Annotated in this window: 11 protein-coding genes; 4 read left to right on the top strand and 7 right to left on the bottom strand. The window is 69.2% G+C overall.

The annotated features are described in order from the left end of the window. Nucleotides 1–9 precede the first annotated feature (9 nt). Complete coding sequence (locus ACQP0U_RS20410; protein ID WP_433309352.1) at nt 10–3195, top strand: penicillin acylase family protein; 3186 nt, start codon at nt 10–12, stop codon at nt 3193–3195. 362 nt (nt 3196–3557) lie between these two features. On the opposite strand, the gene ACQP0U_RS20405 is transcribed toward ACQP0U_RS20410, so the two are convergent. Together ACQP0U_RS20405 and msrA are read right to left on the bottom strand one after the other, a co-directional pair. Next, nucleotides 3558–4214 (bottom strand): TetR/AcrR family transcriptional regulator, encoded by a 657-nt coding sequence (locus ACQP0U_RS20405; RefSeq protein WP_433309350.1) that lies wholly within the window; start codon nt 4212–4214, stop codon nt 3558–3560. Between the two features lie 183 nt (nt 4215–4397). Then, nucleotides 4398–4904: a peptide-methionine (S)-S-oxide reductase MsrA gene (gene msrA, locus ACQP0U_RS20400; protein ID WP_433309348.1), complete on the bottom strand. Its 507-nt coding sequence runs from the start codon at nt 4902–4904 to the stop codon at nt 4398–4400. Nucleotides 4905–5371: 467 nt separating this feature from the next. On the opposite strand from msrA, the gene ACQP0U_RS20395 reads away from it, so the two are divergent. Next, the gene (locus tag ACQP0U_RS20395) at nt 5372–6289 is read left to right on the top strand and encodes an NADP-dependent oxidoreductase (RefSeq protein ID WP_433309346.1); all 918 of its coding nucleotides are present in this window, start codon (nt 5372–5374) and stop codon (nt 6287–6289) included. A 135-nt stretch (nt 6290–6424) separates the two neighbouring features. On the opposite strand, the gene ACQP0U_RS20390 is transcribed toward ACQP0U_RS20395, so the two are convergent. Both ACQP0U_RS20390 and ACQP0U_RS20385 read right to left on the bottom strand, forming a co-directional pair. Continuing rightward, nucleotides 6425–12613 (bottom strand): S8 family serine peptidase, encoded by a 6189-nt coding sequence (locus tag ACQP0U_RS20390; RefSeq protein WP_433309344.1) that lies wholly within the window; start codon nt 12611–12613, stop codon nt 6425–6427. A 256-nt stretch (nt 12614–12869) separates the two neighbouring features. After that, nucleotides 12870–15824 (bottom strand): ATP-binding protein, encoded by a 2955-nt coding sequence (locus ACQP0U_RS20385; protein WP_433309342.1) that lies wholly within the window; start codon nt 15822–15824, stop codon nt 12870–12872. 289 nt (nt 15825–16113) lie between these two features. Here ACQP0U_RS20385 and ACQP0U_RS20380 point away from each other — a divergent pair, with 289 nt between their 5' ends. Both ACQP0U_RS20380 and ACQP0U_RS20375 read left to right on the top strand, forming a co-directional pair. Further along, on the top strand, nt 16114–16950 hold the full coding sequence (locus ACQP0U_RS20380; RefSeq protein ID WP_433309341.1) for a TIGR02452 family protein: 837 nt from the start codon (nt 16114–16116) through the stop codon (nt 16948–16950). A 36-nt stretch (nt 16951–16986) separates the two neighbouring features. Further along, a complete protein-coding gene (locus tag ACQP0U_RS20375) occupies nt 16987–17256 on the top strand; it encodes a hypothetical protein (RefSeq protein WP_433309339.1) in 270 nt (89 codons plus the stop codon). 170 nt (nt 17257–17426) lie between these two features. On the opposite strand, the gene ACQP0U_RS20370 is transcribed toward ACQP0U_RS20375, so the two are convergent. The 3 genes from ACQP0U_RS20370 to ACQP0U_RS20360 all read right to left on the bottom strand — a co-directional run bounded on the left by ACQP0U_RS20370 (nt 17427) and on the right by ACQP0U_RS20360 (nt 20214). Continuing rightward, entirely contained in the window at nt 17427–18521 is a 1095-nt protein-coding gene (locus ACQP0U_RS20370) for an esterase-like activity of phytase family protein (protein WP_433309337.1), read from the bottom strand. 276 nt (nt 18522–18797) lie between these two features. Next, nucleotides 18798–19337: a GNAT family N-acetyltransferase gene (locus tag ACQP0U_RS20365; RefSeq protein ID WP_433309335.1), complete on the bottom strand. Its 540-nt coding sequence runs from the start codon at nt 19335–19337 to the stop codon at nt 18798–18800. A gap of 58 nt (nt 19338–19395) precedes the next feature. After that, nucleotides 19396–20214, bottom strand: a complete 819-nt coding sequence (locus ACQP0U_RS20360) for a YczE/YyaS/YitT family protein (protein ID WP_433309333.1) — start codon at nt 20212–20214, stop codon at nt 19396–19398. Nucleotides 20215–20297: the final 83 nt, after the last annotated feature.

The following is a 20297-nucleotide window of genomic DNA, read 5'->3' as shown; positions in this document are numbered from 1 at the left end:
AGGATCGCCATGCCCCGTCCCGCTGTCCGTAACCGGCTCGCGGCGTTCACCGCCGCCGCCCTGACCGCGAGCGTCCTGACGGTGATCCCACCGTCACCGGCGCTGGCCGCCAGCACGTTCGCCGCCAACGACTACTGCCTCGGCCAGTGCGCCGACATCCTGCCCCCGGGGCAGAACGGCAACGCCACGCTCGTCGCCATCCTGGCGCACCAGGCGCTCGGCACCCGACCGGCGCACTCCAGCGACCAGCTCGACGAGTACGCGAACCTGGTCTACAACTACGCCGGGCTGACCGACGAGCAGATCGCCCACTTCTACAACGACGCCTCGTTCGGCGTCCCGGCCGCGCAGGTCGAGAGCACCGTCTCGCCGCGCGCGGACGTCACCATCGTGCGGGACAAGGCCACCGGCGTCCCGCACGTCACCGGCACCACCCGCGCCGGCACCATGTTCGGCGCCGGCTACGCCGGGGCCCAGGACCGGCTCTGGGTGATGGACCTGCTGCGGCACGTCGGTCGCGGCAACGTCACCTCGTTCGCCGGCGGCGCCCCGGGCAACCGCGAGCTGGAGCAGAGCGTCTGGGCCAACTCGCCGTACACCGAGGCGGACCTGCAGGCCCAGGTGGACGCGCTGCGCACCAAGGGCGTCCGGGGCCAGCAGCTCTACACCGACGTGGTCGACTACATCGCCGGCATCAACTCCTACATCGACAAGTCGATCGCCGAGGACAACTACCCGGGTGAGTACGTGCTTGCCGGTGCCGGCAAGCCGAAGCACTTCACCATGACCGACCTGATCGCCACCGCCGGCGTGATCGGTGGCCTCTTCGGCGGGGGCGGCGGCAGCGAGATCCAGTCCGCCCTGGTCCGGGTGGCCGCCCGCGCCAAGTACGGCGCGACCGAGGGGGACCGGGTGTGGGCGGCGTTCCGGTCGCAGAACGACCCGGAGACCGTGCTCACACTGCACGACGGGCAGAGCTTCCCGTACGGGGCGACGCCGCCGGGCGCGACGAGCGCGGTGCTCCCCGACGCCGGCACCGTGGTCGCCGAACCCCTCGCGTACGACGCCGTCGGCGGGGCAGCCGCCCGCACCGGCGCCAGCACCGCCACCAGGGAACTGCTCGGCGGCCTGAGTAACCTGCGCGCGCACGGCATGTCGAACGCGGTGGTGGTCTCCGGACGGCACAGCACCACTGGCAACCCGGTTGCCGTGTTCGGGCCGCAGACCGGCTACTTCGCGCCGCAGTTGCTGATGCTCCAGGAATTGCAGGGGCCAGGCATCAGCGCCCGCGGCGCCGCGTTCGCCGGGCTCAACCTCTACGTGCTGCTCGGCCGGGGCCAGGACTACGCGTGGAGCGCCACCTCCGCCGCACAGGACCTCACCGACACGTACGCGGTGCCGCTGTGCACCACCGACGGCAGCGCCCCGACGCTGCGCACCAACCGCTACCTCTACCACGGGCAGTGCCTCGCCATGGAGGCGCTGGAGCAGCGCAACTCCTGGTCCCCGACGCTTGCCGACTCCACCCCTGCCGGCTCGTACACGCTGCGCGCGCTGCGCACCAAGTACGGGCTGGTGGCCCACCGGGGCCTGGTGAACGGGCAGCCGACCGCGTTCACCAAGCTGCGCTCGACCTACCGGCACGAGGCTGACTCGGCGATCGGCTTCCAGGCCTACAACGACCCGTCCGCAATGGGCAGCGCAGCGGCCTTCCAGGCCTCCGCGGCCGACGTCGGGTACGCGTTCAACTGGTTCTACGTCAACTCGACCGAGGCGGCGTACGTCAACTCCGGCGCGAACCCGGTCCGCCCGGCCACCGCCGACCCGAACCTGCCCACGAAGGCCGAACCGGCGTACGAGTGGGCCGGCTGGAACCCGGACACCAACGACGCCACCTACACCCCGGCGTCGGCGCATCCGCAGTCGGTCAACCAGGACTACTACGTCAGCTGGAACAACAAGCAGGCGCGGGACTTCGGGGCGGCGGACGGCAACTTCAGCTTCGGCTCCGTACACCGGGCTCAGCTTCTCGACGGCCCGGTGCGCGCCGCGATCGCCCAACGCAAGCTCGGCCGCGCCGACGTCGTCAAGATCATGGCGGACGCGGCGGTGACCGACCTGCGCGGCCAACAGGTGCTCGGCGACCTGCTGCGGGTGCTGGACAGCACGCCAATCACGGATCCGGCGCTGGCCGACGCGGTGGGCAAGCTGCGCGCCTGGCAGCAGGCCGGCGCCCGCCGGGTGGAGACGTCGCCCGGCTCCAAGATCTACCAGCACGCCGACGCCATCCGGATCTTCGACGCCTGGTGGCCGCTGCTGGCCTCGGCGCAGTTCCGCCCCGGCCTCGGGTCGGACCTCTACGCCGCGCTGGTGGACGCCATCGAGGTGAACGAGGCGCCGTCGGGCGGCCAGAACGGCGGGCGCGACGGTGCCGTGAGCTGGGCGTTGCAGGGGCAGGCCCACAAGGGCTCGTCGTTCCAGTACGGCTGGTGGGGCTACGTCGACAAGGACCTGCGTACCGTGCTCGGCGACCCGGTGGCCGGCGGGTTGGGCCGCGCGTACTGCGGCAACGGCAACCTCGGCGCGTGCCGGCAGGCCCTGCTCGACACGCTCGGCCAGGCCGCCGCGGTGCCGGCCACCACTGTCTACCCCGGTGACAAGTCCTGCGGGTCCGGCGACCAGTGGTGCGCCGACTCGATCGCCCAGTCCGGGCTCGGCGGCATCACCCACCCGCTGATCGCCTGGCAGAACCGCCCCACCTACCAGCAGGTCGTCTCGTTCCCGGCGCGCCGCGGCGACGACGTCACCAACCTGGCCCAGGGCCGCCCGGCGACCGCGTCGAGCACCCAGTTTCTGACCAGCCACACTCCGGACAAGGCGGTCGACGGCAGCCTCGGCAGCCGGTGGGCCAGCAGCTACAACGACAACCAGTGGCTCCGGGTCGACCTCGGCGCGGCCCGCAGCGTCAGTCGGGCGGTGCTGCGCTGGGAAGCGGCATACGGCACCTCGTACCGGATCGAGGTCTCCGGCGACGGCAACTCCTGGACACCGGTGTTCGCCACCACCACCGGCAACGGCGGCGTCGACAACGCCACCTTCGCGCCGGTCACCGCCCGTTACGTGCGGGTGTACGGGGTCAAGCGGGCCACCTCGTACGGGTTCTCACTCCACGAATTCGAGTTGTACGGACGGTGATCTCGCCCCGGAGGGGACGGCAGGGATGACCCGCCGGCCCCTCCGGGCGCGTTCGTATGCGGGTCGTCGGTGCGTCGCGGCCGAGGCGGGCGCGGGGCCATACGGATGGCCGCGGACCGGGCCCGCCGATGATCTGCCGGGCGACCTGTCCTCAGCGCGGCCCGACGAACTCGGTCCTCACGCTCCATGCGAACCCAGCAACACCCGAGCCGCAGTCTGAGCGAGGGCGGCGGCCAGGCGTGCCAACCCATGGCCGGATACCTCCGCAGGCCAGCTACTACGGACTGGACAGTCCAATCTGGTGGCCACTGCCATAACCGTCCGCGCCGGGCACGTGTGGTGGCTCAAGCTGCGCCGACACGTCACGCGGTTGGCTGACCGGGCGGCTGCACGAGGAACGACCTGATGTGTTCCAGCGCCATGTCCAGAGCGACTTCCATGGGCGCGACGGTGTGCGCGGCGTTCGCCAGCAGGTAGCCGCCCTGCAGGGAGGCCATCAACCCCGTGGCCAACTTCTCCGGATCGGCATCCTGGCGCAGCAGGCCGCTGTCGCGCATCCGGTGCAGACCGTCACTGATCAGCTTTTCCCATGCCGCGAACGTCTCCGACAGAGACGATCGAGCCTGCTCATCTTGATCGGACAACTCGAGAGCCATCGACCCGAGGCCACACCCGTACCTGCCGTTGTTCAGCGAGTTGGCCTGGACCAGCGCGTTACGCCAACGGATCAGCCCTGAGAACGATCTCAGTCGTTCGAGCCCCGCACGCTCGCGCTGGAGGACAAGCGCGCCCCGATATCTCACCAGCGCGCGCACGAGTTCCTGTTTGTCGGCGAAGTGGTGGTAGAGCTGAGACTTGCTCGTCTGACTTGCCTCGCGAATGTCGTCGAGGGTCGTCGCGTTCACTCCGCGTACGAGCATCAGCCGGTTCGCCGCCTCGAGGATCCGCTCTCGGGTCGCGATGCCCCGTTGGCTGATCCTCCGCCTGTTTGTCGGCGCAGCCACCTGCTCGTCGCTCACCTGTCAAGTGTATCCAGCGCACCAGAATAATCGAGGGAGAATGGGACCTTGAAGTCCATTCGATATCGTCACGCATGCACGTGTTGGGGCAGGCTGGGCGTGGCACCATCCGCTCGGTGAACGGTGTGTCACCACCGCCGGATCGGACCGGCGCGCGGACCCGGGGTCCGCGCGCCGGAGGTGTCAGGCCGTCGCCCGCTTCGGGAGCTTCCACCCAGGGCGGGGGAAGTGGCAGGTGTATCCGTTGGGGTAGCTCTGCAGGTAGTTCTGGTGCTCAGGCTCGGCCTCCCAGAAGTCTCCTGCCGTGGTGACCTCGGTGACGACCTTGCCGGGCCACAGGCCCGAGGCGTCGACGTCGGCGATCGTGTCCTCGGCGACCCGCTTCTGCTCGTCGCTGCTGTAGAAGATCGCCGAGCGGTAGCTGGCGCCGATGTCGTTACCTTGGCGGTTCTTCGTCGAAGGATCGTGGATCTGGAAGAAGAATTCGAGCAGCGCGCGGAAGTCGGTCTTGTCGGTGTCGTAGACGACCTCGATGGACTCCGCGTGGGTGCCGTGGTTGCGGTAGGTGGCGTTCGGGACGTCGCCGCCGCTGTAGCCGACGCGCGTGGACACGACGCCGGGCTGGCGGCGGAACAACTCCTCCATGCCCCAGAAGCAGCCGCCGGCGAGGATTGCCTTTTCGGTGTTCATGTCGTCTCCCTGCCTGTCGTCGTGCCGGTGGTGGTGTCACTCGTGAACAGGGTGCGGTGTTCGCCGTACCCCGCGCTGCGGAGCCAGGTGGAGCGCACCTGGACACGCAAGTGCAGACACTCTCCGGGCCGGCGATATTCCCGCGACCTTCGCTCGGTGCGGACTCCGAGGTCCATAAAACATATCGAGTCACCGCCTTTGGATGCCCCTTGAGCTGGGATTCTCTCGGACCGCGACAGCAGGAGCACGGGCCGAAAGTGGACTTGACAGACCACTTTTACCGCAGCTAGATTCGGGCGTCGAGTGCGACAAACGCCCCCACCAGTCCCAGCGACTTCCTCGCGTCCCACCCGCTACCGATCGGCGTGGCGTGCCGCGGCGCCGAGGCGTGGCGCCGCCAATGCTGGGAAACGGGCATGTGCTCCTCGTGCCGGTGCGGACGAGGGCTGGATACAGGGAGGTACCCGATGAAGGCGATTGTGGTGACGGACGAGGCTGCGGGCACGGCCGGGATGACACTGGTCCAGCGGCCTGAGCCGGAACCGGCCCTCAACGACGTCGTCGTTCAGGTTCACGCCTCGGGGTTCGTTCCGACCGAGATGGCGTGGCCCTCGACCTGGACCGATCGCCTCAACCGTGACCGGACGCCGTCGATTCCCGGGCACGAGCTGGCCGGAGTGGTCAGCGCTCTCGGTTACGGCACGACGGGACTGTCGGTGGGGCGGCGGGTGTTCGGCCTCACGGACTGGACTCGCGACGGCACCCTGGCGGAGTATGTGGCCGTCGAGGCGCGCAACCTCGCGCCGCTGCCCGGCGACGTCGACTTCACGGTGGGCGCGAGCCTGCCGATCTCGGGTCTGACCGCCTGGCAGGGACTGTTCGAGCACGGCCGCCTTCAGGCGGGGCAGACCGTCCTCGTGCACGGCGCGGCCGGCGCAGTCGGTTCGATGGTCACGCAGCTCGCACGTGAGTTCGGCGCCTACGTCATCGGCACCGGTCGCGCTGCGGACCGTCAGAACGCGCTCGACTTCGGCGCGCAGGAGTTCGTCGACCTCGAGAACGACGTCCTCGAAGCCGTGGGTGCACTCGATCTGGTTTTTGATGTCATCGGCGGCGACATCGGGAAGCGGTCGGCAGGCCTCATTCGACCCGGAGGAATTCTGGTCTCCGCCGTCGGGCCGTCCGAGGTGCGGCCCGCGGACGGCCTGGCGGTGGATTTCGTCGTGACGCCCGATCGCGCCCAACTGGGTGAAATCGTCCAACGGGTACGCGACGGGCGACTGCGGACGAACATCGGCAGGGTCGCGGACCTCGACGACGCCGTCGCCGCCCTGAATCCGACCGAGCGGATCACCGGGAAGACGATCATCCGCGCTCGTTCGTAAGGATTCCGGGCTGCCGTGTAGCGCGGACGGCAGCCGACCGGCCGGGGCGAGTTGCTCGTCGGAAACAGGTCAGAGCCTCCCCGGCTGTCCTTTCCGGGGAGGCTCCGACCACTGCTGACGAACTGGTTGGCTATCTCAGAGGCGCGGGTCCTGCTGGACCTTCAGGGCGTTGAGGATCGGGTCGCTCTCGCCGTTGTCGCGGAGAAGCTCGACCTTCAGATCGCCACCGGCGTGCTCGACGGTGACCATGTTCGTGTCCGCGGTCAGCGCGCCCACAGTCGCCTGCACGTCGTGGTCGTAGAGCACGACCTTGCCGTCGACGAGCACATCGAAGGCACGCTTGCCGGCCTTGACCTTCTCGACCTCCGCGAAGTCGAGGCCGATCCGGTACGTCCCGGCGGGGGCGTTCTTGAACACGTAGCTGAACGTCTTGCCGGTCCGCTGGGTGCGGAACAGCGCGTCGTCCTCCGTACCGGCGATGTTGGCCTTGGTGGCATGCGCCTTGCCGCCGACGTAGCCCCAGGGCCGCGAGCCGAGCGCCTGGTCGGGCGCCCAGAAGAAGCCACCGGCATCGACGTACCCCGACCCGCCCACGTCGACGCCCTTCCAGTAGGCCGAGGTCGCCAGGCGGACCGGCTTGAGCTGGGTCTCGCCCTTGCCGGCGTTCGACGACACGAGCACGTCTCCGGCCAGTACACCGGGCTTGATGCCGGCGTTGTCGGCCGTCACCGTCACCGTGGTGGACGTGCCGGCGGCGAGCGTGACCGTACCGGTTGCGGCCGGACCCGTCAGGGTCAGCCAGGGAAGGTCGGCGGCTTCGTGCCCGCCGTCGCCGGTGCGCTTCTGCTCGCTGACCCGCACGTCGAGCGGGGCGGAACCGGTGTTGGTGACTGTCACGTCGGCCGTCGCCTTCTGGCCCTTGTCGAGGAGCCAGTCGAGGTCACCTGCGGCGACGGTGGCGATGCCCGTGGTCAACGCCGTGTCGACCACCTCGGCCTGGTCCTTCTTCGCGATGGTGACGGGGTTGCTGACCCTGACGTAGTTCGGCGCCTCGACCTGCACGGTGTTCTCGCCGACCAGAGCCTGGGCCTTCCACCGGCCCTTCACATCCGTCGTGATGACCCGCTCACCGCTGGGCCCCTTGAGCGTGACGATCGCGCCCGCGATCGCCTTGCCGTCGTTCCTGTCGGTGACCGTGCCCTCGATCGTGCCCGCCGCCGGCAGGGAGTACTCAAGGCCCAGGCCGGCCTTCAGCACGGGCTGGTCGAAGGAGAACTGGCCGGCGGGGTTGCGCGTCAGGCTCTCCAGACCGACAGTCGCCGACGAGCCCTTGGTGAGCGGGTTGTCGCCACCGACGCCGTCGCCGTACCCGATCTGGATCCGCCCGTCGACGATCAGGGTGACCGAGAAGGTCACGCGAGCCGTCGGGTCACTGTAGAAGGCGACGTTGCGCCACTCGATGACCTGCGCCGCCAGCCCGTCCACCTCGGTCCTGCCGAAGTAGATGCCCGCCTCGTCGTCGACGACCAGGTCGTCCCAGAACGGATAGATCGCGTCGATCGGGTACGGCGACGGCAGTGCCGTGTTGCTCCCCGACCCGTAGGCGCGATCGAAGACCAGCCCGCCGTTCGTCGTCACGCACACGCCGTCCCAGGCCGTGTCGTAGAACGGTTGGAGGTAGTCGGAGTCGAACCACAGCACGCCGCATTCCTCGTCGCCGTGCCACCCGGACTCCTGGGTGCCCTGGCGGTAGAGCCCGTCGGTCACCTTCATCGAGTACGAGCGACCGGCGGGAGCCACCGGCACGGGACCGGGCTCCGGCTGCTCGGGCTGGGGATCCGGCTCAACCGCGTTGGCGCGCGGGTCGAGCGTCACCCGCAGCGCCGCGATGCTCGGGGCCTTCAGGCCCTTGGAACCCCGCAACTCCACGGTCAGCGGACCGCCCTCGTGCTTCACCACTGCGGTACGCCAGTCGGCCGCGTTCGGCCCCACGGCCGCGGCAGTGTCGTACGCGTAGTTCGTCAGCGTTCCGTCCACGACGACGTCGAACACCCGCTTGCCCTTGGCCACCTTGTCGATCTCGGCGAACCCGAGGTCGATCGCGTAGGTGCCCTTGGGCGCGTCCGGGAAGCGGTAGAACAGCTGCTTGTCCGGCGTGGTCCGCTGCGACTGGAACAGGGCGTCGTCAGTCGTGCCGGCGATCGCGGCCGTCGTGGCGGCTACCTTCGTCTTCCCGTCATAGCCCCACGCCTTCTTACCGACGGCCTGGTCGGCGAGCCAGGTGTAGCCGGAGCCGTCGGTGAACTTCGCGCCGCCGGCGTTGACGCCTACCTGGTACTTCGTGGTCGTGAGCGTCACCGGAACGTAGGTCTTGGACTGCCGTCCGGAGTCGGACCGCACCACGATGTTCGCGCCGAGCACTCCGGGCTTGGCGCCCTTCGAGGAGATCGAGACCTTGACGGTCGTCGACTGACCCGGGGCGAGGGTGCCACCGGTCGAGGAGAGCGACAGCCACGGCAGGTCGGTGAGCAGATCGTCCTCGACGTCGACAAGCACGACGTCGTCGGCGAGCTGGTCCGCCGCCCACAGCGCCCCGGTCGAGTCGGTCTCCAGACCGCCGCCCTGGCCCGCCTTCTGGCCCGGGAACCACCACGCGTTCACTAGCGAGCAGTCGTCGGGGTCGACCTGCAGCAGGCGGGTGGGCCGGTTCGAGGTGAGGTCGGTGTACCAGATGGTGTCGGACGCCTGGTTGTAGGCAAGACCCATCACCTCGGGCAGCGGCGGGGTGCAGAAGGACAGCAGCGCACCCGGGTTGTCGTGCGACGTCCCGGCGACGGTGCCGATCATGCCGTTCCTCCGGCCGCCGACGTAGAACACGTCCTCGGCCGGGTTGTAGGCGAGTCCGGTCAGCTGCAGCGTGGACCAGTCACCCTGGATCTGCCGGGTCTCCTTCCCGGTCTCCCGGTTGAAGCAGTGGATGTAGCTGGCCGGGCTGTCCTCCATCTGGCACATGTCACCGGTCCTGGTGTCGAGCGCCATGTCGAACGCCCGGTACGCGGGGTTCCACGACGCGTCGAAGACCTTCCCGGTCTTCTTGCCCGTCACCGTGTAGGCGGCGTTGGTCCGCGCGTTGTAGTCGTGGACCCAGACGTCGCCGTCGTACCCGATGCCGGAGGGCTCCTTCTCCGCGATCGTGCCCGGGATGGCGATCCGGGTGATGACGTCACCGCCGGAGGTAGCGCCGACCTTGGCGGCCGCCTGCGCCTCCGCGGCGCTCGACGTGGCGGCCTTGCCGTCGACGTTCGACGGCTTCATGCCGCCCGCACCGGCCTTCCAGGCGGCGAGGTCGATCGTGCTGGCCGCACCCTTCCCGGTGCGCGTGGTGGCGTCAGCCTCGTCAAGTTCGGGGTGGCGCGCGGCCTCGCCCAGGTCGTACGTGAGTGGGGCGGAGCCGTTGTTGGTGAGCGTCAGCGAGCCCACGCCGCTCTGGTCGGTGCCCAACAACGCCTCAAGGCCGTCGGCCTTCAGGCCGGCGACACCCGTGGTCAGACGTGCGTCGATCTTCGACTGGGCGTAGAGCTTGTCGAGGGAGAACGGGTACGACACGGTCGTGTAGTTCGGCGCGTCGACAGTCATCGTGTAGTCGCCCACCGGAAGCTGGCGATGCACGACACCCGTCCCGTTGGTCGTGACGGTCTCGACCAGCCCATTCTTGTTGCTGAAGGAGACTTTGGCCCCGGCCACCGGCAGCCCGTCGTTCTTGTCGACGACTGTCGCGTCGAGGTACCCGAAGTCAGGCATGTCGTAGGTGACGATCATCCCGTCGTGCAGCACCGGGGCGTGGTCGGAGAACCGGATGCCGTCGACGCCGGCCCAGCCCTGGATGCCGGTGACGGCGTGCGCGCCGGCGGTCACCGGGTCGTCGGTCCCGACGCCGTCGCCGTACCCGAAGATCATCGTGCCGGAGCGGGTGAGCGTGGCCGAGAAGGTGACCGGCTCCGTGTACTCCGTTCGGGTCGGGTACGCCCAGAGCTTGGCCTTGCGGTACTCGACGACGAACGCGTCCTCACCGTTGACCTTGGTGGCCGCCGTGAAGACGCCGCCGCCGGGAGCGAACTCGACGGGGGTCTCGACGTAGAGCGGGAAGGCGCCCGCACCGCCGTAGCCGGGTGCGGTGGAGCCGTCCGGGGAGATCACGCCGCGCAGGCCGACGCCGAGGGTGTCGTGGCTGCCGTTGTAGAGCGCGATCGGGAACGGCAGCTTCACCGTGGCCCACACCCCGTTGCTGAAGGTGACCGGGTCGGTGCCGCGCAGGTACTCGCCCTCGGAGACGGCGCAGCTGTAGCCGCCCTCGTCGACGACGAGCCCCACGGGGATCTCGCGCGACTCGTTCTGCGCGCCGACGGTCAGCGCGACGGTGGTGGGGGAGAAGCAGGCGTTGGGCTTGATGTTCAGCGTGTACCCGCCCTCGGGGACAGCGGCGATCGTGAACGCCCCGTTGGCATCGGTGCGTACCGGCTTCAGCGGTGTGTCCTTGACGGAGACGTCGGCGTTCGGGACGGGCCGCTTCTTGTCGTCGACGACCCTGCCGCTGATGTCGTGCCGCGCGGCGGCCGTGAGCGGCAGCGTGACCGCGGTGTCCTGGCCGAGGGTGATCGTGACGTTGGCGGTCGCCGTCAGGTAGCCGAAGACCTTGGTGCTGAGCTGATAGTCGCCGACCGGGAGGTTCGTGGTGAACCTGCCGTCCTTGTCGGTTCCGATCGACCGGCTGAACGGTCCACTGATCGTCACGTCGGCCGCGGGGACCGGGGCGCCGTTGGCGGTGACGACACCGGTGAGGGTGCCACCCTCGCGGGGCGCGAGCTCGAGCAGGCGGACGAGGTCGAGCCGACCCTCGCCGTACTTGTTGTTGACCTCGGCGGTGCCACCGCACTCGGTGTCGTCGACGTCCACGGCCGACTCGCCGAGCAGGCGGCGGGTCTCCTCCACCTGCCCGATGAGGGTCGGGTCGTAGCTCCACAGCGCCGCGACCGCACCGGCGACGTGGGGCGCCGCCATCGAGGTGCCGGACATCTCGGTGTAGCTGTCGCCCGGGTAGGACGAACGGACCGCGTCGCCCGGAGCGGAGATCTCAGGCTTGATCCGGTCACCTTCACCCTCGCCCTTGCGGGAGAACGACGCGAGCGTGCCGTCCGATGAGTAGGCGCCGACGGAGTAGGCACTCGCGGCCGAGCCGGGCGAGGAGACGGTGTCGCAGGCCGCGTACGGCGTGGTGTTGCCCGATGACCACACGCTGAAGATGCCCGCGGCGCTCCAGGCCTCGTCGATGGCCTGGAAGAAGTCGTCGAAGCTGTGCTCGACGGTTTGCCCCCACGAGTTGTTGATGACGTGGGGGCGCTTGGACGGATCGGGGTTGTTTCCCTGGACGTCGGTCGGGGCGAGCAGCCACCAGCCGGACCGCAGCAGCGACTCGACACCGCTGCTGTCGCAGCAGCCGTTTGTCGCGATCCACTGCGCGTCCGGGGCGACGCCGACGTGGTTGGTGCCATCGTCACCGACCATGGTGCCCATGGTGTGCGTGCCGTGTCCGTTGTCGTCGCACGGTGATCCCGTGCACGTGCCCCGGGTGGCCATCCAGTTGTAGTTGTGGTCGATGGTGCCGTCGGGCTTCGTGCCGCGGTACTGGTGCATCAACGCGGGGTGGTCGAACTGGACGCCCGAGTCGAGGTTGGACACGGTGATGCCCGCACCCGTGGCGCCCATGGCCCACGCCTGCGGGGCGTGGATGGCCTCCAGACCCCACGAGACAGTGCCTGCCTCGTCGGCGGCCTTCGGCGCGGTGGGGCGGGCAGCCTGGTCGGTGGGGATTTTCTCGTCCACGGGCTCGACCAGCGCTACCTGCGGCGTCGCGTGGATCTCGGCGACCTGCACCCTCGAGGCAACGTTGAGGGCGAGCTTCTCGGTGCCCCCCTTGACGAGCACGGCGTTGGCGATCGGGTAGGAGATGTATTTGACGCCCGACCGGTCGAGGTCGGTGGAGACCGACGCCAGCGAGTCCTTCGCCGCAGCGGTCAGCGCGTCGTAGACGAACCGACCACGAGCGGTCCAGTCGGCGATCTTCTTCGCTGGCCCGAGGTCGGCTCTGGTGTCGAACGTGATCCAGAAGTCGGAAGCCGCAGACGTGCGGAAGCGGTCCTTCAGGCTCGAGGCGATCTTGTTGGCGGGGGCGCCGGGATCCGGCTCAGCGGCGGATGCCGGTGGTGCCTGGATCATGCTCAGACCGACCGCTGCGGCAAGCGAAGCCGCCAGGGTTTTGAGTCTCATGAGAGTCCTTCGACCTACAGGGGTTGGTAGGGGTCGTGGTTCGTGTGGTCGTCGGCACCGCCGCCACCGTCGACGTCAGGGGCGTCACGGGCGCCGACGCACGGCTCGCGGGGCAGCTCGGGTGATGGCGGGTGTTCGATGGCGGAGTCGTCACGCGCTACTTGTCGCTCAGGCATGCATTGCCCAACGGCTATGGATCATGGAGTCATGCTCGGCGGGACGAGTGACCTTCGCTATCCAGCGGATACGTCAATTTTCACGATGCGCTGTCGAGGGAGTCCTCTTCTGCGAACACTCCGGCCTCCACTGCCTTGACCGCGAGCGCGGTCCGGGAGCTCACCTTCAACTTGCGCATCGCCGCACGCAGCTGCTGATCCACTGTGGCCGGCGACTTGGCCAGAATCCGGCTGATCTCCCGGTTCGTCTTGCCGGCGACAACCAGTTGGACCACGTCGAGCTCGCGAGGTGAGAGCTGGTCGCCGTACCCGCGTCGGCCGCCGCGCCACAGTCGCGGGACCTCGGCGCCGTGCTCGCGAAGCCGCTGTGCGACACGGTCCGCATCGCCGCGGGCCCCCAGCCTGAACAGCTGCTCGTACTGTGCCGCCAACAGCTCTCGGCCCTGTTCGATCTGGCCCTGGGCGATGAGCGCCTCGGCTTGACGCTCGCGGGCGAGCATGGCGTCGTAGGGGCGCGGCAACGCGCTCCAGGAGCGGGCCGCCCGATCGAATGCCGTCGCCGCGCGGGCGTGGTCTCCGGCTGCGGCGAGCAGCAGGGCACGGCACACGGTGAGCGCGGCGCGAGGCGCAGGCGCCGTATGGCCCCGCAGTCCTCTGGCGAACTGGTCGCCCAGGCGTGTCGCGGCCTTCAGGTCGCCCGCGGCGAGGTGCGCCTCGACCCGAGCGGGGACGAGGTCCGTCGCCCAGACCCAGATGCCTTTTCTCCGGACGGTGTCCATCGGCTCGTTCGTGATCTGCAGCGCCCGGCCGCTGTTTCCGTCGGTCAGCCACAGTCTGGCCAGCGCGGCGGCGGCCTCCATCGTGTCGTCGGCTGCGCCGAGACGGGCAGACTCGTCGAGGACCAGCCGGAACTGCTCCTCCGCAGCGCGCCGCCGTCCGGTCGCGGCTGCCAACCGGGCAGCGAGGCGAATGCTGCCGAGGTAGTGCGCCGGCCGGTCTCGGTCGGCGTCGGCGAGTGCCGCGCTCCGCTCCGCGAGACCCTCCCACCGACCGGTGAGCCACGCCAGGTTGGCCTGTTCGAGTTGGACGTTGTGGTGCAACCGGGACGCCTGCTCGGCGTCGGCAAGGCGCATGGCCACGGCGAGGTGTTCCTCCGCGTCGGCGTACCGACCCCAGATCAACGCGCCGGTCCCGACATTCGCGTGGATGCGGGCCACGTCGAGACGCTCCGCCGCGGTCGCGCCGTCGATGGGCAGCTCGGCGACGACGTCCCAGGCCTCCTCCTCGCCGAGCATGAGCAACGCCGCGGCTCGGTTGCCGGCCAGGTTCAGCCGCTCCGCGGGAGAATCGAACGCGGCGGTGAGTTCAGCGGCACGATCCAGCCAACGCCGATGGGTCGACGCCGGCCACGGTCCCGCATACGCCCAGCCAAGGTAGGTCATTGCCCGAGCCGCCTCGACCGGGTCATGGTCGAGGTTGGCCACCGCCTGCTCCAGCTCGCTGAGTGCGGCCTGCGCCTCGCCCCCGGTGATCAGAAGCCGACCCAGGGGGTTGCGGATCTCGGCCTGCTGGCGGGCGGAGAGACCGGGCGTCTCCAGCACCGAGCGCAGGGTACGGATCACGCGGTGGTAAACCTCGTCGACCTGCTCGCGACGGCCCAGCGCGGCAACTCCGGCGATGCGCGCGACCCGTGCCCGATCCACCGGCGGCAGCACGGCCCACGACAACAGATCGACAAGCAGGTCGACAGCCTTGGTGTGGTCACCTGAGGCGATGGCCAGCTCGGCGCCCTGCTCGGCGTACCGCGCCCAGGACTGCGTCTCGCCCGCCGCACGGAAGTGGTGGGCAAGGCGTGCCACCGGCTGCGGATGGATGGGCTCCAGGGCCCGGCCGGCCAGCAGGTGGAAGTGTCTGCGGTCGGTCAACGGGATCGCCTCGTAGACAGCCGTGGCAGCCAGCACGTGCCGGAATCGCCACCGGCCGCGGTCGTCCCCGTCCAGGACACCGGCGCCGGCCGCCTCCGCGACAGCGCCTCGGCACGCATCCGGTGACAGACCGGCGGTCATCGCGATGGTGGCCACCGACGAGCGCTCGGCCAACGTGGCCGCGGCGCGTAACACCTGCTGCGCCGTCGGCGACAGACGGCCCACCCGCTCCCGGGTGGAGTCGCGCACCGTTGGCGGCACCTGTAGCTCGCGCAGCTTCAGTCGCACCCACTGTCCGTCGCGGAAGACGAGGTCGGCGCGGTCGCACATGAGGCGCACCGACTCCTCCACGGCCAGGGGAACACCACCGGTCCGCTCGTGCATGAACGTCGTGAACTCCTGCGATATCGGGTTGCCGTCCAGCATCGAGGACACCAGCGCTGCCGTGTCGTCGGGTCGCATCGGCGCCAGGGCGATCCTCAGCTGGGTCACGCCGGCTGGCAACCGGGACGTCAGCCGCAGCAACAGCGATCCGTCGTCCACCTCTTCCGGCCGATAGGAGATCACGAGGCTTGGCCCGTGCGACTGCTGGCGGGAGGTGACGAACAGCAGGAACTCCAGGGTCACCTCGTCGGCCCAGTGAGCGTCCTCGAGCACGAGAACGTCGACACGCAGAGCCCGCAGCAGCTCGTCCAGGGCGCGGAACAGGCGGTGCCGTGCTGCCCTCGCATCGTCCAGGGGCGGCAGTGCGGGCGGCAGATCCGAGGACCATTCCGGGAGCAGGGGCCGTAACGCACCCGCGAGCTCGGTGAGCCCCAGTCGCGACACGGGGCGGTCGATCCCACGGAAGGCGTCGACGATCGGCCCCAGCGTCAACGACTCGCGAAGCGGTGGACACACCGACACCAGGGCGGTGCGCTGGTCCGGCGCGGCCAGCCACTCTCGCAGCAGTCGGCTCTTGCCGATCCCCGCCTCGCCCTCCACCAGCACGATCGCTGGTGGCTGGGCCAGGGCGCCCCGAAGCGCCGCCATCTCCCGATCGCGACCCACGAAGTGCGGCGTGGAAACGGTCGGTGAGGTCCCGTCGTCCTCGGGGGAGGGGTCGAGCATGCGTGATGATCTCGCTTTTCGCTGCTCGGGCACAAGTACCCGCCCCGCCGACGTCGCGGAGGTGGACACCGAGACGCGTCCGCGACGACGACTGGCCGGCACTCACCACCACCGGCACTCGTGACGAATGTCGTGGCTGGGCCGGCCGCCGGCACGTCGCGATCCCGGTCCCACCTGATCACGATCTTCCAGTTTGACGGACGTCACTAACCCGGTTGCCGGTCGGGGCGGGACTGCCTAACTTGCTTCTCATGGTGAACGAGGGTCATAGCGCAGACGGGTACGCCGGGTGAGCGGTCGTCTTCGCGAGATTGCCCGGCAGACGGTTGCCATCGCTGATTCGGGTCGCTATCGCAATGACGCCGGCGACGAGGTCGGTGTCGGCGAGGCGGTACGTGCCGCAGTCGCCGGCACTCGTCTCCACCTGCCGGACGAGGTGCCCGCGGTGGGGAACGCGGAACCCGGCGCAGGCCGCGTGGAGGTGACGTACGAGTCGACGTTGCAGGCAGCCCGTCGGCTGGTGCCCGGAGCGGCCTGTCTGGTGTTCGCCTCGGCGAAGAACCCGGGTGGTGGGTTCTTGGGCGGAGCGCAGGCGCAGGAGGAGAGCATCGCCCGCTCCTCAGCGCTGTACCCGTGTCTCCTTGCCGCCCCGGAGTTCTACGCGTTCCACCGCGAACAGCGGGACCTGCGGTACAGCGACCGCGTGATCTTCTCGCCGGACGTGCCGGTGTTCCGGGACGACAAGGGCAATCTGCTCGACCAGCCGTACACGACATCGTTCCTGACCGCTGCGGCGCCGAACCTGGGCGCGATCCTCCGCAACCAGCCCGACCACGTTGCGGACGTACCGGCGGTGCTGGCCCGGCGTGCTCGCCGAGTGCTGGAGGTCGCGGCCGCGCACGGACATCGGACGTTGGTGTTGGGCGCGTGGGGATGCGGCGTGTTCCGCAACGATCCCGCTACGGTCGCCGACGCCTTCGCCCACGCGCTGCGGGAGGTTGATCTCTTCGACCACGTGGTGTTCGCCATCCGCGACAACCTGCCGGGAACACCTGTGTACCGCACGTTCGCGGAACGCTTTCCGGGAACTGCCGCGGATCCGGCGGTGGGAAGTCAGCGTGGGTGAGGGGCGGACGGCCGGGGGTGTGCGGACAATGGGGAAATGAAGCGAGAGGTACGCCTGATGCGGTTGACCGGGACGCGCGCCAACGGCGCGGTGGCGACGGGCGCGGTGGCTACCGGCGCGCGGGCTGCGGGGGCGGCGTCGCTCGGCGCCCTCGCGGTGGGGGCGCTGGCAGTCGGGGCCGTGGCAGTCGGGGCGCTGGTCATCGGGCGGCTGGCGATCCGCCGGGCGGTCGTGCGGGAGTTGCGCGTCGGCCGGTTGGAGATTGACGAGTTGGTGGTGCACAGCCGACCCACTGCCGAGGGATAACCGACGCGAAACTGCGTGCGAGGGTGCCCCTCGGCGTCTCGTCGAGGTTGGGTACGCGAGACCGTCCGGTAGGCGTTCAGCAGGGTCTGCCTGGTCGAAGAAGTGCCGCCGTGTGGTCGCCCGGACAGGGGGTGGGCAGCCGGTCGGTCTGCCCACCCCCTGGCATCGGGTCAGTGGCGACGCAGGATTTGCTTGTCCGCGTCCAGGCGGCGGTCGAGCTTGATGACGATGAACTCGTTGTTGTCCGCCTGTCCGGCCGTCCGGCCCGCCGATGACGGGAAGTTGTTGTCGTTGAGTACGGCGAGCGTGCGGTCGTCGAGGATCACCACGTCCTCGATCGTCTGAAACGGGAACGTGAACGTGTCACCGAACCCGCCGACGTGGCGGGGGTTGGCGATTGCCATCAGGTCGGCGACAAGCGTCTTGTCGAGCAGTCCGTCGCGGTTCCGGTCGCGCTTGTCCGCGAGAAAGATCTTCTTGACCTTCGCCGTCTCGCCCTGGCCGTTGTCCCGCTCGATGATCAGAAAGCGGTCGCGATCGACCATGATGGCGTCACCGATCGCGTGCGCAGGAGCGTCGAGCGCGTAGGTCCAGCGCCGGCCGGTGTAGGTGTTGGTCCTGGTGTCGAACTCGTTGAGCCGGAGCGTGCCCGCCGGATCGCCCGTGATCGTCCCCTCAAGCAGCGGGTAGAGCGTGCGACCGTCCGGCGACTGGGCCATGCCCTCGAAGCCCTTGCTGCTGGCGAGGTTGGCCGGGGTCGCACCGCGGCCCGGGTTCTCCGGGGCGAACACCCCCGGCAGCGGCACCGGCGCCTGTAGCAAGCGGCCCGCTCGATCGAAGTGCAGCAGGTACGGACCGAATTCGTCGCCGATCCAGTAGGTGCCGTCCGCCGTCCGGGTAATCGACTCGACGTCGAAGTCAGCCCCGGTGAGCACGCGGTCGGCACGGGTGAGCGGGAATGGCACCTTGCCATACGGGTCGGTCAGGTTGATGCCACCGACCACGTCCACGGCGCCGTTGCCGAAATCGGGTGCGACCCGCTGAACACGCAGCACAAAGTCGGCACTGTTGGCCTTGTTGCCGAAGCCGTTGTCGGACAGCACGTCGAAGGTGCCGTCAGTGTTGCGCAGGACGCCGCTGAACCCCTGGACCGGTTGGTCGGCGAACGGCGGGACGATCCCGTTGATGGGGGCGGTGCCGAGCGATGAGCCGGACGGTTCGCTGCCGGGGACGAAGGTCGCCGCTGGCAGGGCGGCGAACTCCACCAACTCGGCCCGGTCCCACGTGCTCCGCTCGGCCGCGGCCGCGCCCGCGGCGCCCGGCAGCGTCAGGGTCAGGGCGACCACCGCAGCAGCCAGACCCACCCGCTTGCTTACTGCCATCAATCCTCATCTCATCGGGTACGAGCAGGACGTTCTCGGTCGTGATCCGATGGCACCGTAGAGCGACGCGGTGAATTCAAATTGGACACCGGGGAATGCACGCCCAAACCGTGCGGTCACTTTGTCGGCGGCGGCTGCTCCTACGAGGCTGCCTTGATGTCATGACTCGGCGAGGAGGGCGTAGGTGTAGCCGTCCACCCAGCCCAGTTCGGCGTGCCAGGAATCGCCGACGCCGTGCTGCTCACGACGCATGCCGACCTTCTCGAGGATTCGTACCGAGGCGAGGTTGTCCGCGAAGCAGCCGGCGGTGATTCTCCGAATGCCCAGCCGGTCGACTGCGTGCGCCACCACCGCGGTGACTGCCTCGGTCGCGTAGCCCTTTCCGCCGTAGGCCGGATCGAAGATGTAGCCCAGTTGGGCCTCGGTCCGCGGTGGCATACCGGGTTGACCCATGCCGTCGACGACGTCGAGCGAGACGGTTCCGATCACCACGCCGTCGAGCGTGGCCGCCATGCTGCGGTCGTCCGGGTCCGCGGCCGCGCGTCCCCATGCCGCGCGGAAGGATGCGGGGTCGACCTGCGTGCGGAGGAGCCAGCGCGTGACCTCCGGCAGATTGCGGTACTCCAGGATCCGGTCGACGTCCTCGTCCCGCACCGGGCGAAGCTCGAGCCGTTCGGTGCGTATGGTGGTGTTTTCCATGGGGCGGGACGCTAGTGGACGCACCTTGGCGAGACGCCCGAATATCGGCCCCCGGTCTCTACGGGTGGCGGCGATGAACCTCCGCGAGGCGCCCGGTTTCCCTACAGGGCGCAAGGGGCTTCTGGATGTACGGAAGCGACGGCGCTCGAACCGCCGGTAGTGCGTGGATGGTGCTCTGGTAGGCGAACCAGTGCAGGAAGTACTGGGTGATCGGTCCGACCGCGAGTGCGTACAGCATGGTGCCGACGCCCACGCTCCCGCCGAGCAGCCAGCCGGAAACGAGCACGGTGAGCTCGATCATGGTCCGGATGAGCCCGATAGAGCGCCCGGTTCTGGTGGCGGTGCCGGTTACCAGCCCGTCGCGGGGGCCGGGTCCGAGCCGCGCGCCGACGTAGACGGCGACGGACAGCCCGTTGAGCAGTACACCTCCGACGAGCAGGCCGACCCGGCCGGGAAGCCCGAGGTGGTCGGGGATGAGCTGGAGGCCAAGGTCGGTGCTGTACGCCACGACGACGATGTTGGCGAGGGTGCCGACGGTCGGCCGCTGTCTGAGCGGAATCCACAGCAAGAGAGCAAGCACGCCCAGGGCGGCAGTGATCGTGCCGAAGCTGAGGGATGTGTGGTGCTGCAGGCCCTCGTACAGGACGCTCCACGGATTGACACCAAGCGCGGCACGAACCAGGACGGACAGGCTGAACCCGTACAGCGCGAGCCCAACCAACAGTTGAGGGATGCGTCGCAACGGCCGCTCGCCAAGGGAGACATAGGTGAGCGTGGGCTTGGATGGGCGTCTCACCGGTGTCCTTCCGGCCACACTGCGTTCCCGGTGACGGCTCCGGCGCTTACCGGCGTCACCATCCACCACTTGTTGCTGCATGCCTGCCGTCTCCGGTCCACTCGTCTGTCTTGACGCCACTGGCGGCAACTCTGTTGGATGATTGGCCGGAATAACATGACCAA

Origin of the sequence: Micromonospora sp. CA-269861, from assembly GCF_050948505.1 — a bacterium.
Lineage (GTDB): Bacteria > Actinomycetota > Actinomycetes > Mycobacteriales > Micromonosporaceae > Micromonospora.
The sequence above is the reverse complement of the archived record's forward strand: the minus strand, read 5'-3'. Positions and strand labels throughout refer to the sequence as shown.

What these genes read in the sequence shown, in the direction of transcription:
- ACQP0U_RS20360 (WP_433309333.1), bottom strand. Translation starts at nt 20,214, where the DNA reads ATGCAGCAACAAGTGGTGGATGGTGACGCCGGTAAGCGCCGGAGCCGT.
- ACQP0U_RS20410 (WP_433309352.1), top strand. Translation starts at nt 10, where the DNA reads ATGCCCCGTCCCGCTGTCCGTAACCGGCTCGCGGCGTTCACCGCCGCC.
- ACQP0U_RS20385 (WP_433309342.1), bottom strand. Translation starts at nt 15,824, where the DNA reads ATGCTCGACCCCTCCCCCGAGGACGACGGGACCTCACCGACCGTTTCC.
- msrA (WP_433309348.1), bottom strand. Translation starts at nt 4,904, where the DNA reads ATGAACACCGAAAAGGCAATCCTCGCCGGCGGCTGCTTCTGGGGCATG.
- ACQP0U_RS20375 (WP_433309339.1), top strand. Translation starts at nt 16,987, where the DNA reads ATGAAGCGAGAGGTACGCCTGATGCGGTTGACCGGGACGCGCGCCAAC.
- ACQP0U_RS20365 (WP_433309335.1), bottom strand. Translation starts at nt 19,337, where the DNA reads ATGGAAAACACCACCATACGCACCGAACGGCTCGAGCTTCGCCCGGTG.
- ACQP0U_RS20390 (WP_433309344.1), bottom strand. Translation starts at nt 12,613, where the DNA reads ATGAGACTCAAAACCCTGGCGGCTTCGCTTGCCGCAGCGGTCGGTCTG.
- ACQP0U_RS20395 (WP_433309346.1), top strand. Translation starts at nt 5,372, where the DNA reads ATGAAGGCGATTGTGGTGACGGACGAGGCTGCGGGCACGGCCGGGATG.